Origin of the sequence: Pseudomonas sp. ANT_J12 (assembly GCF_008370045.1) — a bacterium.
In the GTDB taxonomy this organism is placed as follows: Bacteria; Pseudomonadota; Gammaproteobacteria; order Pseudomonadales; family Pseudomonadaceae; genus Aquipseudomonas.
Map to the genome: position 1 here is coordinate 405,216 of NZ_VOBN01000001.1, position 13,711 is coordinate 418,926.

15 protein-coding genes and 1 pseudogene are annotated in these 13,711 nt (G+C 61.8%); 7 read left to right on the plus strand and 9 right to left on the minus strand.

Annotation, left to right across the window (positions count from 1 at the left end; genetic code table 11):
* Positions 1–83 precede the first annotated feature (83 nt).
* The 5 genes and pseudogenes from FQ192_RS34920 to FQ192_RS01985 form a co-directional block, all read right to left on the minus strand.
* Positions 84–164 (minus strand): annotated as a pseudogene (locus FQ192_RS34920) (hypothetical protein); the annotation flags it as partial.
* Between the two features lie 108 nt (positions 165–272).
* Positions 273–1,199, minus strand: a complete 927-nt coding sequence (locus FQ192_RS01970; RefSeq protein WP_149657139.1) for a biotin-dependent carboxyltransferase family protein — start codon at positions 1,197–1,199, stop codon at positions 273–275.
* Positions 1,196–1,900 (minus strand): allophanate hydrolase subunit 1, encoded by a 705-nt coding sequence (locus tag FQ192_RS01975; RefSeq protein ID WP_149657140.1) that lies wholly within the window; start codon positions 1,898–1,900, stop codon positions 1,196–1,198. The genes FQ192_RS01970 and FQ192_RS01975 overlap by 4 nt, the downstream gene beginning before the upstream one ends.
* Positions 1,897–2,649 carry a 5-oxoprolinase subunit PxpA gene (locus tag FQ192_RS01980; RefSeq protein WP_149657141.1) on the minus strand — a complete coding sequence of 251 codons (753 nt, stop codon included), beginning with the start codon at positions 2,647–2,649 and terminating at the stop codon, positions 1,897–1,899. The genes FQ192_RS01975 and FQ192_RS01980 overlap by 4 nt, the downstream gene beginning before the upstream one ends.
* A gap of 75 nt (positions 2,650–2,724) precedes the next feature.
* Entirely contained in the window at positions 2,725–4,011 is a 1,287-nt protein-coding gene (locus FQ192_RS01985; protein WP_149657142.1) for an MFS transporter, read from the minus strand.
* A 147-nt stretch (positions 4,012–4,158) separates the two neighbouring features.
* Between FQ192_RS01985 and FQ192_RS01990 the strand changes: the two genes are divergently transcribed.
* The gene (locus tag FQ192_RS01990; RefSeq protein ID WP_149657143.1) at positions 4,159–5,070 is read left to right on the plus strand and encodes a LysR family transcriptional regulator; all 912 of its coding nucleotides are present in this window, start codon (positions 4,159–4,161) and stop codon (positions 5,068–5,070) included.
* A gap of 126 nt (positions 5,071–5,196) precedes the next feature.
* On the opposite strand, the gene FQ192_RS01995 is transcribed toward FQ192_RS01990, so the two are convergent.
* From FQ192_RS01995 to FQ192_RS02005, 3 genes are read right to left on the minus strand one after another with little or no spacing between them, the layout of a single operon-like run.
* The gene (locus FQ192_RS01995; protein ID WP_133839262.1) at positions 5,197–5,739 is read right to left on the minus strand and encodes a DUF2937 family protein; all 543 of its coding nucleotides are present in this window, start codon (positions 5,737–5,739) and stop codon (positions 5,197–5,199) included.
* An 11-nt stretch (positions 5,740–5,750) separates the two neighbouring features.
* A complete protein-coding gene (locus tag FQ192_RS02000; protein ID WP_149657144.1) occupies positions 5,751–6,527 on the minus strand; it encodes a class II glutamine amidotransferase in 777 nt (258 codons plus the stop codon).
* A 32-nt stretch (positions 6,528–6,559) separates the two neighbouring features.
* Complete coding sequence (locus tag FQ192_RS02005; RefSeq protein WP_149657145.1) at positions 6,560–7,057, minus strand: MFS transporter; 498 nt, start codon at positions 7,055–7,057, stop codon at positions 6,560–6,562.
* 369 nt (positions 7,058–7,426) lie between these two features.
* Here FQ192_RS02005 and FQ192_RS02010 point away from each other — a divergent pair, with 369 nt between their 5' ends.
* Entirely contained in the window at positions 7,427–9,481 is a 2,055-nt protein-coding gene (locus FQ192_RS02010) for a S9 family peptidase (RefSeq protein ID WP_149657146.1), read from the plus strand.
* Positions 9,482–9,669: 188 nt separating this feature from the next.
* Positions 9,670–10,143 carry a cyclic nucleotide-binding domain-containing protein gene (locus FQ192_RS02015; protein WP_133839266.1) on the plus strand — a complete coding sequence of 158 codons (474 nt, stop codon included), beginning with the start codon at positions 9,670–9,672 and terminating at the stop codon, positions 10,141–10,143.
* Here FQ192_RS02015 and FQ192_RS02020 read toward each other — a convergent pair.
* Positions 10,140–10,430 (minus strand): hypothetical protein, encoded by a 291-nt coding sequence (locus FQ192_RS02020; RefSeq protein WP_149657147.1) that lies wholly within the window; start codon positions 10,428–10,430, stop codon positions 10,140–10,142. The genes FQ192_RS02015 and FQ192_RS02020 overlap by 4 nt on opposite strands.
* Before the next feature lie 88 nt (positions 10,431–10,518).
* On the opposite strand from FQ192_RS02020, the gene FQ192_RS02025 reads away from it, so the two are divergent.
* The 4 genes from FQ192_RS02025 to FQ192_RS02040 all read left to right on the plus strand — a co-directional run bounded on the left by FQ192_RS02025 (position 10,519) and on the right by FQ192_RS02040 (position 13,552).
* Positions 10,519–11,205 (plus strand): spermidine synthase, encoded by a 687-nt coding sequence (locus tag FQ192_RS02025; RefSeq protein WP_133839268.1) that lies wholly within the window; start codon positions 10,519–10,521, stop codon positions 11,203–11,205.
* Positions 11,206–11,253: 48 nt separating this feature from the next.
* Positions 11,254–11,625, plus strand: coding sequence for a YajD family HNH nuclease (locus tag FQ192_RS02030; RefSeq protein WP_133839269.1), 372 nt, complete (start codon positions 11,254–11,256; stop codon positions 11,623–11,625).
* A 184-nt stretch (positions 11,626–11,809) separates the two neighbouring features.
* Positions 11,810–12,664 (plus strand): hypothetical protein, encoded by an 855-nt coding sequence (locus tag FQ192_RS02035; RefSeq protein WP_149657148.1) that lies wholly within the window; start codon positions 11,810–11,812, stop codon positions 12,662–12,664.
* Between the two features lie 204 nt (positions 12,665–12,868).
* Entirely contained in the window at positions 12,869–13,552 is a 684-nt protein-coding gene (locus FQ192_RS02040) for a response regulator transcription factor (protein ID WP_149657149.1), read from the plus strand.
* The last annotated feature ends 159 nt before the right edge of the window (positions 13,553–13,711 follow it).

Consider the following 13,711-nt stretch of genomic DNA (forward strand, 5'->3'; position numbering starts at 1 on the left):
CGGGACGCTCTGCGTCCCCTGTGACGCGGAGCGTCACTGGATGCATTCCCACGCAGAGCGTGGGAACGATTACTGTGAAGCAAACCGCCAATGGTCTGCCGATCATTGAGCAACACAATCGGCTGCCCATCCGGCGGCACCTGCACGGCGCCCAGCGGGATGCCTTACCGATCGTTCCCACGCTCCCGCGTGGGAATGCCGCCCGGGACGCTCTGCGTCCCCTGCGACGCGGAGCGTCACTGGATGCATTCCCACGCAGAGCGTGGGAACGATCACTGTGAAGCAAACCGCTGCAAATACCCGACCTGCTCCCGATGCGCCACGTCCTGCACCACCGGCCGCAACCTGACCTTCGCCCCCGGCAGACACTGCGCCAGCCGCGCCAAGGCCAACGGCGTCAACGCCCCCAAACGCGGATAACCGCCAATGGTCTGCCGATCATTGAGCAACACAATCGGCTGCCCATCCGGCGGCACCTGCACGGCGCCCAGCGGGATGCCTTCGGAGATCATCGGTTTGCCCTGATATTCCAGCGGCATGCCCAGCAGGCGAATGCCCATGCGGTCGGCACGACTGTCCAATTCCCAGACACTGTTGAACGCGTCGAACAGACTTTGCCCGCTGAACGCACCAATCTGCGCGCCGAGCACCAGGTCCAGCGGTGCATTGAGTTTGAAATCCGGGACATGCTCCTGCGGCAATTCGCGCAACAGGATTAATCCGCTGCCCGAATAGCTCAACGGCGCGTCCTTGGCCAACGGCCGGCCCATGCAATCGAGTCCACCAAGTTCTTCGCGAACCACCGTCGAACTGCTGCCCAACACCTTCGGCGCATCAAACCCGCCCGGCGCGGCGAGATAGGCCCGAGCGCCAAGCAGCGGCTGGGTGAATTGCAGCCGCTGACCTTTGTGCAGCCTGAAACTGCGCCACGGCGCCAACGCCTCGCCATCCACTTGCGCGCCCAGATCCGCGCCGGCCAACGCCAATACACAATCCTCTTCGGCCACCACGCTAAAGCCACCGAGGGTGATTTCGATCACCGGCGCATCCAGCCCATTGCCGAGCAGCCAATTGGCCCACGACATCGACCGCCAATCCAGCCCGCCACCCTGGGTCACGCCCAGGTGCCGCACGCCGAATCGGCCGGCATCCTGCAACAGGCACAGCGGCGTACTTGCTGCAATTTTTAGACGGCTCATGCCTGGGCCTCCAGTGGCGTGTCGTCTCCGCCCAGGTTGATGAACTCGGCATGGCTGACGGCTTCGAAGCGCACCGTGTCGCCGGGCTGCATCAGGCTGTAGCCGTCCCGCTCGCGGTCGAACAGTTTGGCCGGGGTGCGGCCGATCAGGTTCCAGCCGCCGGGGGACACTACCGGGTAAGCGGCGGTTTGCCGCTCGGCAATGCCGACGCTGCCCGCCGCGACTTTCTTGCGCGGCGTGTTCAGGCGCGGGGCTGCGAGGATTTCCTCTACCAACCCCATGAAGGCAAACCCCGGGGCGAAGCCCAGTGCGAACACTTGGTACTCACGCTCGCTGTGGCAGCGGATCACCTCGTCCATCGCCAAGCCGCTGCGTTGAGACAACAGACTCAATTCGGGACCCACGCTCAAGTCATACCAGACCGGCAGCACATGGCATTTGCCACCGGCACTGGCATTGGGCGACAGATCGATCAACGCCTCAGCGATCAATTCCCGCGCCTGGGCCGGGCTCAGCGCGGTCAGGTCGTAATGCACCATCAATGTCGTGTAGGACGGCACCAAATCGATCAAATGCCCGGCAAACGCAGCGCGCAGACTTTCGCTGGCCGCGAGCATCCATGGCATGTTCGCTTCGGCGATTTCATCGAACAGGCGCACCATCAGGCAATCCAGCGCGACCACTTCCACCCGTGGTTTCATGACGCGCTCTGCTGGTTCAAGGCCTCACGGATACGGCGCACGGCCGCCACCGAACTGGCGTTGTCGCCGTGCACGCACAGGGTGTTGGCCCGCAAGTGCAAAGCGCTGCCGTCATTGGCCGTGAGGTGATCGCCACGGGCGATGATCAGCGCTTGTTCGATGATCTTCTCCGGATCGTGATGCACCGCCCCCGGCAATTGCCGCGAGACCAGCATCCCGGCGCTGTCGTAGGCGCGGTCGGCGAAGACTTCGAACCACAGGGTCACGCCGTACTCATCGCCCAATTGCTGCGCGGCGCTGTTGTCGCGGGTGGCCATCAGCATCAGCGGCAAGGTGCGGTCATAGGCGGCCACAGCCTGGATCACCGCGCGCAATTGCGCCGGGTTGGCCATCATGTCGTTGTACATCGCGCCGTGGGGTTTGACGTAGCTGACCTTGCCGCCCTGGGCCCGGCAGATGCCGTCGAGGGCGCCGATCTGGTAATGCAGAATGTCTTGCAGTTCCTGGGCGGTGTAGGCCATGGAACGCCGGCCGAAGCCGACCAGGTCTTGATACGCCGGGTGCGCGCCGATCTGTACGCCATGGCTCAGGGCCAGGCTGACGGTCTTGCGCATGATGCTCGGGTCGCCGGCATGGAAGCCGCAGGCGATGTTGGCGCAATCAATGAAAGGCATGACCTCGGCGTCCAGACCCATGGTCCAGTTGCCGAAGCTTTCGCCGATGTCGCAGTTCAATAGCAGGCGGCTCACGGTGAACACTCCTGTAGGCATATTCTTTTTTTACTGCCGGGACATGCTTGTAAAACATGCCCGGCAGATTATCAGTTACTCGGCTTCAAGTTGCTTGCCACGGGTTTCTGGCAGGCTCAACGCCGCCAGGATCACCACGCCGTAGGACACCGCCGCAAACGCTCCGATGCCGACGCTCAGCGGCACTTTCTGGCTGAGCAAACCGATAAACAGTGGAAACAACGCGGCCAGCGCCCGCCCGATGTTGTAGCAAAAGCCCTGGCCCGAGCCGCGAATCCGCGTCGGAAACAACTCGGTCAAAAACGCGCCCATGCCGCTGAAAATCCCCGAGGCAAAGAAGCCCAACGGGAAGCCCAGCCACAGCATCACGCCGTTACTGACCGGCAATTGGGTGTAGAGCAAGACGATGGTGAACGAGCCGACGGCGAACAGGATGAAGTTCTTCTTGCGCCCGAGGATGTCGGTCAAGTACGCGCTGATGACGTAACCGACGTAGGAACCGACGATCACCATCGCCAGATAACCGCCTGTGCCGAGTACGCTCAAGCCCCGTTCGTTCTTCAGAAAGGTCGGCAGCCAGGAGGTGATCGCGTAGTAACCGCCCAGTGCGCCGGTGGTCAGCACCGAAGCGCGAATCGTGGTGAAGAGGATGCCAGGGGCGAAGATCTCGTAGAACTTGGCCGGGTTGTCCGGGGTTTGTTTGGCTTTGGCTTCGCGATAGATTTCCGGGTCCTTGACCAGGCGGCGGACGAAAATCACGAAAATCGCCGGGACGATGCCGAGAATGAACAAGGCGCGCCAGGCGTCTTCCGGCGGCAGTACCGAGAACAGCAGCGCATACAGAATCGCGGTCAGCCCCCAGCCCAGCGCCCAACCGGATTGCACCATACCCACCGCTTTGCCGCGGTCCTTGGCGCGAATCACTTCGCCCATCAACACCGCGCCAGCCGTCCACTCACCACCGAAACCGAAGCCCATCAAGGTGCGGCTGATCAGCAGCTGTTCGTAATTCTGGGCGAAGCCGCAGAGGAAGGTGAAGAAGGCGAACCACAGCACGGTGAGTTGCAAGGTGCGCACCCGGCCGATGCGGTCGGAGAGAATCCCCGCCACCCAGCCGCCGATGGCCGAGGCGATCAGGGTGCTGGTGTGAATCAGCCCCGCTTCACCGGTGGTAATGCCCCACATGGCAATCAGGGTCGGCACCACGAAGCTGAGCATCTGGGTGTCCATGCCGTCCAGGCCATAGCCGATCTTGCAGCTCCAGAACGTGCGGCGTTCCTGGTTGTTGATGTTGCGATACCAGTCGAAAGGTCCGGGGCGAGCCGTGGCCTTGGGGATGGCGGTGGTGTCGGGCGCACTCATGGCGAATCTCCGTGCAAATTTTATTGGTATTGTTCGAAGCCCCGACGACGCCTATCGTGGGAACCGGATGGCCCGATTTTTGGGCGCCCGGCCCTGCTGCGTCCAACTAATAAAAACCCGGCCTAGGCATAAGAAAAAGTTGATCTTATGAATTTGAAGTTCCTCGAAACCTTCGTTTGGGTCGCGCGGCTGAAGAGTTTTCGCCTGACCGCGGACAAGCTCTTCACCACCCAGGCGTCGATTTCCAGCCGCATCGCCGTGCTCGAAAGCGAGCTGGGGGTAAAGCTGTTCCTGCGCGATTCCCGGGGCGTGAGCCTGACCCCGGAAGGCTTGAAAGTGCTCGAATACGCCGAGCAGATGATGGACACCATGCAGGCGCTCAAGCAGTCGATCGAGACCCGTTCGAGCAAGGTCGGGCGGGTGCGCATCGGGGTGATGGACACGGTGATTCACACCTGGCTCAGCCCGTTGGTGGCGCAGATGATGGATCACTATCCACTGGTGGAAATCGAGCTGGTGGCCGATACCTCGCTGAACCTCTGCGATCAGCTGCAAAAAGGCTTTCTCGACCTGATCCTGCAAACCGACCTGCTGCGCCAGGAAAGCGTGCGCAGCCTGGAACTGGCCAGCCACCCGATGGGCTGGATCGTGGCCAGCAACTCCATCTACAACCGCGAGTATTCAGGGGTGGCGGACCTGGCCCGCGAGCGGATCATTATCTACTCGAAAAACTCCCATCCACACCAGGACATCCTGGCGTTGATGCAGGCCAATGGCGTGATGGCGCCACGGTTGAACTGCGTGAACTCGGTGTCGGCGATTACCCGGTTGCTGCGCGATGGCTTTGGCATCGGCGCGTTGCCACCGGTGCTGGTGGCCGAGGAGCTGGCCCGGGGGGAATTGACCTTGCTGGCCATTGATCAACGGCCACCGAACTTGCAAGTGGTGGTGTCGTGGCGGGTCGGGGTGGAATGGGTCGAGGAGATTGTGGCGTTGAGTCAGCAGGTGCTGGAGGGGTATGCGCGCAAGGTGGGTGAAAGCTACATCGTGCTGGCCTGACACACCGCCGCCCTCGTAGGAGCGAGGCTTGCCCGCGAAGGCGTCGTGTCAAACAACGTCGATGTCGACTGACACGATGCCTTCGCGGGCAAGCCTCGCTCCTACAGGGGGCAGTGATCTTTGGTTTTAGAGGCCGCGCACATCCCGATCTTCAATCGGACGGCTTTGGCGCAGGCGTTTGCCGCCCAGTACCACCCAGTCGATCAACCGGAACAGGCATTCAATGCCGAACGACAGCAGCAATGCGCCGCTCATGCCCCAGATCATCGCTTCCGGGGTCAGCAGGATCTGGTAGCTGTAGCCGTTCCAGGTTTCCTTGCGAATGTCCGGATCAGCCGCCAGTGCCACTTGCAGGAAGCGGATGTACCACGGGCCTTGCATCGCCATGTGCTGTTTATCGAGGGCGACCTGACGGGTGAGCAGGTTGCTCAGGCTGTCGGCATCGCTGCGAAAGATCGGGTCTTCGCTCGCCCGGTAATGCGCGACCAACGCCTGCATGTCGCCCTTGAAGAACTCATTGGCCGTGCCCTGGAAACCGCTCAACCCGGTCTGCGCCTCAATCAGGTGCGCTTCGATCCGCTTGGCGTAGTCGCTGATAAACCCCGGCACCTGGACACCGATCAACAGGCCCGCCGCAAACAACACCAGCCGTAGATAACTGAGCAACATGGGGTAAGTCCTTATTCGGTCTTGCCCTGGCTGACGCATTCACCGCGTCGCCAGAGGCTCCATTGGCCCGGTTCGTAGCGGGTCCAGGTTTCGTTTTCGGTCAAGGGTTCGGTGGCGATCACCGTGACCACGTCGTTGGGCGTGGTTTCGGCCTGGAAGTCGACGATCACATCGACGTCCTTCAGGCGCGCCGGGCCGAACGGGGCGCGGCGGGTGATTTGCGCCAGTTTGGTCGAGCAATAGCAGAACAGCCAGTCGCCGTCGCTGAGCAGGCAGTTGAACACGCCTTTGCTGCGGTATTCGGCGCAAGCCGCTACCAGGTCCGGCAGCAGTGCTTCGATTTCCACCGGTTCCGGGAACGCTGCGCGCACGCGGTTGAGCAAGTCACAGAACGCTGCTTCGCTGTCGGTATCGCCGACCGGGCGGTAGAAACTCTTGATCGGTTCAAAGTCCGCAAGCTGGCCGTTGTGGGCGAAACACCAGTTGCGCCCCCACAACTCGCGCACGAATGGGTGGGTGTTGGACAGGCAGACCTTGCCGACGTTGGCCTGGCGGATATGCCCGATCACCACTTCGCTCTTGATCGGGTAGCGCTGCACCAGGTTCGCGACCTCGGACTCGCAACTCGCCGCCGGGTCCTGGAACAGACGCAGGCCTCGGCCTTCGTAGAAGGCGATGCCCCAGCCGTCACGGTGCGGCCCGGTACGCCCGCCGCGCTGCATCAGCCCGGTGAAGCTGAACACGATATCGGTCGGGACATTGGCGCTCATGCCCAATAACTCACACATGCTCGGACTCTCGCTTCAATGCTGGGGCAAGGTTACAAACGCGGTTCGATGCGCGAACGCTGAGGGTTGTTCGGGATTGGTGGACGGCCGTAGCGATCATCCCCGGCGACGCCGAACGGTTGATCGTCTTCATAATCGTCAGGTTTGATCGCGGCTTTGGCAGCAGCGGCCTGTTCCTTGCGGGTTGCGGCGGCGCGTTCGATCGGCCAGCGGATCAGCACCAGAATCAGGTAGAGGCCGAAGGCGATCATGCCGTACATGAACAGATCGGAAATCGCGCGCCAGGCGTTGTTGCCCACTTTGAACGCCAGGTCCAGGGCGGTGATGGCGATGGCCGGAGCGACCTTTTCCTTCACCGGGTCGATGATGGTCGGGCTGAACAGCAACACCGCCATCAGCAGCCGCAGGGGTTCACGCAGGTAGCGCCACATCCAGCGGGTCAGGCGCATCCACACCAACAGGCAGCCTAAAGCGGCAAAGGCGTAGAGGCCCCAAGCGATCAGATAGTCGTTCTCGGTCATGGTGTCCATGGCAAGGCAGGCAAAGAGGCGCTTATAGTAACGACTTTTCGCGCGTCCGGCTTGTCCCAATGCCAGCCGGTCAAGACACAGAACCTGTGGGAGCGAGCTGGTGTGGCCAATGAGCTCGTGTGGTCAATGAGCTTGTGTGGTCAATGAGCTCGTATGGTCAATGAGCTTGTGTGGCGAGGGGGCTTGCCCCCGTTCGGCTGCGAAGCAGTCGTAAAACCATTGCACGCGGTGTATCTGGTGCACCACGATCTCAGGTTTTGGGGCCGCTTCGCGACCCAACGGGGGCAAGCCCCCTCGCCACAGGTCCGCACCCACCAGGTTCTGCAGCGCTGCGAAACCCTTATTCCGTACATTGTCCGAGAGCCCTTCATGCCCTTAACCGCCAACGTCACCCGCGCCCCGATTGCCCGCAAGGCCGATGGGGTTGACCCGTATGCCTGGCTCCAGGAGCGCGACACCGACGCGGTGCTCGACTACCTGAAGGCAGAAAACAGCTATCAAGAAGCACAAACCGCCGATCAGGCCGGATTGCGCGAAACCCTGTTCGAAGAGATCAAGGGCCGGATTCTGGAAACCGACCTGTCCCTGCCGTCGCCGTGGGGGCCGTTTTTGTATTACACCCGCACCACGGCCGGTGACGAATACGCTCGCCACTACCGCTGCCCGCGCCCGGCCGATGACAGCCTGCTGATCGACGAAAGCCAGGAGCAACTGCTGCTGGACCCGAACGAACTGGCCAACGGCGGCTTCTTCTCCCTCGGCGCCTTCAGCATCAGCCCGGACCACCAGCGCCTGGGCTACAGCCTCGACACCACGGGCGATGAGATTTACACGCTGTTCGTGAAGGAATTATCCAGCGGCCGTGTCAGCGAACTGGCGTTCGAGGACTGCGACGGCAGCATGACCTGGGCCAACGACAGCCTGACCCTGTTCTTCGGCGAACTGGACGACACCCATCGCCCGCACAAACTGATGCGCTATCGCCTGGACGGCACGGCGGCCGAAGAAGTGTTCCATGAGCCGGACGGCCGCTTCTTCCTGCATTGCTACCGCTCCAGCTCCGAACAGCAACTGCTGCTGTCCCTGGGCAGCAAGACCACCAGCGAAGTCTGGGTGCTCGACGCCTTCCAGCCGCATCAGGCCTTCACCTGCCTGGCGCCCCGGGTCGAAGACCACGAGTACGACGTCGATCACGGCGCCCTCGATGGCCAGTGGACGTGGTTCATCCGAAGCAACCGCGACGGCATCAACTTCGCCCTGTACACCGCCGCCGACACGGGCGTGGCGCCGACCGAGGCCGAGTGGCAGAACCTGATCCCCCACAGCGACACGGTGATGATCGAAGGCCTGAGCCTGAACGTCGAAGCCGTGACCCTGAGCCTGCGCGAAGGCGGCTTGCCGATCATTGAGGTGCGCCCACAAGGCCTGGCGCCTTATCGCGTGCAACTGCCGGACGCGGCCTACAGCCTGCATGTGCAAAACAGCCTGGAATTCGTCAGCGACCGGATCCGCCTGCGGTATGAGGCGTTGAACCGTCCGGCGCAGGTGCGTCAGCTGGACCTGGCCACCGGCGAGCAGAAAGTGCTGAAGGAAACCCCGGTGCTCGGCCCGTTCGACGCCGATGCCTATGTCAGCCAGCGCCTGTGGGCGACCGCGCCGGACGGGACGCAAGTGCCGATCAGCCTGGTGGTCAAACGCGAAGTACTCGGCAAACCGACGCCACTTTATCTGTACGGCTACGGCGCCTATGGCGAAAGCCTCGACCCGTGGTTCTCCCATGCGCGCCTGAGCCTGCTGGATCGCGGCGTCGCCTTCGCCATCGCCCATGTGCGCGGCGGCGGTGAATTGGGCGAAGCCTGGTACCGCGCCGGCAAGCAGGAACACAAGCACAACACCTTCAGCGACTTTATCGCCTGCGCCGAGCATTTGATCGCCAATGGCTTCACCACTTCGCAGCAATTGGCGATCAGCGGTGGCAGCGCCGGGGGTTTGTTGATCGGCGCGGTGCTTAATCAGCGTCCAGAGCTGTTCGCGGCGGCGATTGCCGAGGTGCCGTTCGTCGATGTGCTCAACACCATGCTCGACCCGGACCTGCCACTGACCGTCACCGAATACGACGAATGGGGCAACCCGGAAGAGCCGGACGTCTATGATCGGATCAAGGCCTACGCCCCGTACGAAAACGTCACTGCCCAGGCGTATCCGGCGACGCTGGTGATCGCCGGCTACAACGACAGTCGCGTGCAGTATTGGGAAGCGGCCAAGTGGGTGGCGAAATTGCGCGCGACCAAAACCGACGACAACCCGCTGCTGCTCAAGACCGAACTGGGCGCCGGGCATGGCGGGATGAGCGGGCGTTACCAGGGATTACGTGACGTAGCCCTCGAATACGCATTTGTTTTCCAGGTTTTGGGCATTGCCTGAGGAACTTGGCTCGGTGTACGGGTCTTAAATCCCGTACGCCGACCTACCCATGTAGGAGCGAGGCTTGCCCGCGAAGAGGCCGCAACATTCAACATCTATGTTGGCTGACACGACGCCTTCGCGGGCAAGCCTCGCTCCTACAGGGATACGAGCATCATTCAGCAAAAAACAAAAAAGACCGTGACGACATGTCAGAACCGACCTTACTGAACAACGAAATCCGCGACTGGCTGATGGACTGCGGCCTGTTCGATCAACTGCTGCCGGTGGACTTCGCCGCCGCGTCCGGCTACTTCAGCATCAGCACCATCGCCCAGGGCGAGGAGATCTTCCACGAGGGCGATGCCGGCAGTTTCATGTGCATCATCCACACCGGCCAGGTCTCGGTGCAGAAGACCAACAGCGACGGGCAAACGGTGATCATGGCCACCCTGCGCAGCGGTCGGGCGTTCGGCGAAATGGCCGTGCTCGACGGCGAGCGGCGCTCGGCCAGCTGCGTCGCGGCGAGCAACTGCCAACTGCTCAACTTGGGCAAGGATTCGCTGGAAAAGATGCTCAACGACGCGCCGAAAATCGCCGCCAAGATCATCCGCGCCCTCGCCGTCTCCCTGTCCAAGCGTTTGCGCATGGCCGACGGGCAGTTACTCTCGCAACAGGTCTAACCCCCCGGCGACTTGCTTTTCGCACCGTTCGGCTCAAGGCCCGGCAACGGCTGGTCCTTGGACGGCGGGCTGGGCATTTCGATCGGCACCAGGGGCGGGCCGCCGCTGCCAGGCCCGGTGCGGGGCACGCTGGTCGGGGTGATTTGCGGGTAGGGCGTGGGGGTCGCGGTGCCGGGCGAGCCGGGCATTGGCGCCGGGCTGATGGGGATGATTTGCTGCTCCTGGGCCTGCACTGCAGTTATCGAGAGCGCGGCCAAGGCAATGACCGTTAGAATGGTGCGCTTCATCAATGGCTCCGTTGGCCTTGTTGTCTGCTTGCAGGCTACTCCCAACCGCGTCCGTTTGCCTTATGCCAATTTTTTCCAAGAGCCTGCCATGAAACGTTTCGTTTTACTCGACACCGCCCCCATCCCTGAAAACGGCGGTGCCCTGTGCCTGTTCGAATACGGCGAGGATTTCGTCATCAAGATCCAGGGTGGCGATGGCGGGCAACTGATGAACACCCGCATGCACGGCTCCGAAGACGCCCTGGCCGAGATCCCGTGCCGCAAGGTCGCCGGCCGGCCGAACTCCCGCGTCTTGATCGGAGGCCTGGGCATGGGCTTCACCCTCGCCTCCGCCCTCAAGCACCTGGGCAAGACCGCTGAAGTGGTGGTCGCCGAACTGGTGCCCGGCGTGGTCGAGTGGAATCGCGGACCGCTGGGCGAAAAGGCCGGCAACCCGCTGCTCGACCCGCGTACCGTGATTCGCATGGAAGACGTGGCAAAAGTGCTGCAAGCCGAGCCCCAGGGTTTCGACGCGATCATGCTCGACGTCGACAACGGCCCCGAAGGCCTGACCCAGCGCGCCAACAGTTGGCTCTATTCCTCCGGCGGCCTCAGCGCCTGTGCCAAGGCCCTGCGCCCCAAAGGCATACTGGCGGTGTGGTCGGCCAGCGCCGACAAGCAGTTTTCCGACAAATTGAAGAAGGCCGGGTTCAAGGCCGAAGAAGTCCAGGTCTTCGCCCACGGCAACAAAGGCACGCGCCATACGATCTGGATTGCCGAGAAGCTCAAGGGCTGAGCTAAACTCTGTTCATTACCGTCATTAGTCTTCTACAAAGGTGAACCCATGAGTTCGTCCACCCCAACCAATACCTCGAAGCTGGATCGCATCCTCGCCGACAACCAGCGCGACAAGGAAATGGGTTACCGCGACAAGGCCCTGAAGATGTACCCGCACGTGTGCGGCCGCTGTGCCCGTGAATTTTCCGGCAAGCGCCTGAGCGAACTGACCGTGCACCACCGCGACCACAACCACGACAACAACCCCCAGGACGGCTCGAACTGGGAATTGTTGTGCCTGTATTGCCACGACAACGAACACTCGCGCTACACCGACCAGCAGTACTTCAGCGAAGGCTCCCTCAGCACGCCGAAGGTCGCCAAGGCCACGCACAACCCATTCGCCGCGCTGGCGGGGTTGATGAAGAAAGAAGACTGACACCTGGCCATGCAGCGGCCAAAAACTGCCGCTGCTGGCAAAGGATGTCATTTTTTTGCCGCGCTCCAATCGTGTCTGACCCGTTACAAAAGCCCCTGCCCGTTTGGGTTCGAGATGCCATCAGCGTTGCTGGCACTGTTCTTGCGATGTATCCGCATCAATACACGCCAGACAGTGGAAGACGATGAACGTCACCTCAACCTTCAACAGCCCTGCGATGCTGGCTTACGGCGCCGCTGCTCAGGCCAAGGCTAAAACCGCTGCCACCGAGCAGGCCGCCAAAGACCCTAAGACTGGTGACTCGGTCAGCCTCTCGCCAAAGTCCACCGACTACAGCGGCTCTATCGGCAACAACGCGCCGTTCTTCCCGGTGCGCAAGGGCATGAATGCGGATGCCCTGGTGCTGGGCGTCACCCAACCCGGCGCGGTGTCCAGCTCCAAGGACAAGACCTTCCCGGAAGTCGCCGCGGATGCACGCAAGCGTATGGACGTGAAATACGCGCAGATGAAGGCCGGCGAAAAGCCCTACGACGCCAGCGTCGAAGACAAGAATGCGTTGATGGGCGACCTGGATCGCCGTTCGCTGAACGCCGTCGCCACCAACGAGGGCGGCAAGTTTTCCAGCGATGAACAGGAAGCGGCCAAGGCGCTGATGCAGCAACAGGCGCGCTTGGCGTCGGGTCATTACAGCGGCCCGGAAGATCAGAAGAAAAACTGGAAAGACCCGTTCGCCAACGACCCGATTGGCCGGGCCAAGGCTGCGCTGAATTTCCTCGACAACATGAGCCCCGAGGAAAAGACCAAGCCCGAATGGCTGTCCCAGCACCAGACCTTGCAGGACGCGTTGACCCAGTACGGCAAGGACGATGCCGTCGCCGGGGGCAAGAAAAAAGACGGGCACTTCAACAATCTGGCGGAAATCCTCGCGGGCGTTGATACCAACGGTACGGGGAGCAAGGACCCGGCAAGCAACCAGATCGCCAATGCACCGGCCTCCATGATGGCCAAGCTCAAAGCGATGTTGCCCAAGGCGCAGTGAATCGGGCGCATTGTCTGTAGGAGCAAGGCTTGCCCGCGATAGCGATCTTCAGTTCGCCATCGCGGGCAAGCCTTGCTCCTGCAAAATGAAACCGCATCAGGCCTAGCGCATTTCCTTTGTATCGCACATGAAACTTTCATCAGAAAGTCGGCAATCGTTTATTGGCAAAATCGCGACATACGGAACTCTTCACAGGTAACCGACATGTCCCGAATCTTGACCATCGAAGACGATGCCGTGACCGCCACGGAAATTGTCACCGAATTGCAAAGCCACGGTTTTGAAGTGGATTGGGTGAGCAATGGCCGCGAAGGTCTGGTGAGCGCGGTCAGTGGCAATTACGACCTGATCACCCTCGACCGCATGCTTCCCGAACTGGATGGCCTGGCCATCGTCACCACGCTGCGCGCCATTGGCGTGGCGACGCCAATCCTGATGATCAGCGCCCTCTCCGACGTCGATGAACGCGTGCGCGGCTTGCGTGCCGGGGGCGATGATTATTTGGCCAAACCGTTCGCCACTGACGAAATGGCCGCGCGGGTCGAAGTGTTGCTGCGACGTAAAAGCCCGGCCAAAACCTTCGACACCACCCTGCGCATCGCCGACCTGGAACTGGACCTGATCAGCCACGAAGCCCACCGCGCCAACCAGCCGCTGAGCCTGCTGCCCACCGAGTACAAACTGCTGGAATTCATGATGCGCAACCCGGGGCAGATTTTGTCGCGGATGATGATTTTCGAAGAGGTCTGGGGCTATCACTTTGATCCGGGCACCAACCTGATCGATGTGCACATCGGTCGGCTGCGCAAGAAAATCGACCCGCCGGGCATGCCGCCGTTGATTCGCACCATGCGTGGGTCGGGGTATGTGATTGCAGAACCGCTTTAAAGGCCAGCGATGACGACCTGTAGGAGCTTGCTCGCGATGGCGGTCTCGAGGACGCTATCGCGAGCAAGCTTTGCTCCTACAGCCGATGGCGGTCTCGGGGACGCTATCGCGAGCAAGCTTTGCTCCTACAGCCGATGGCGGTCTCGGGGACGCTATCGC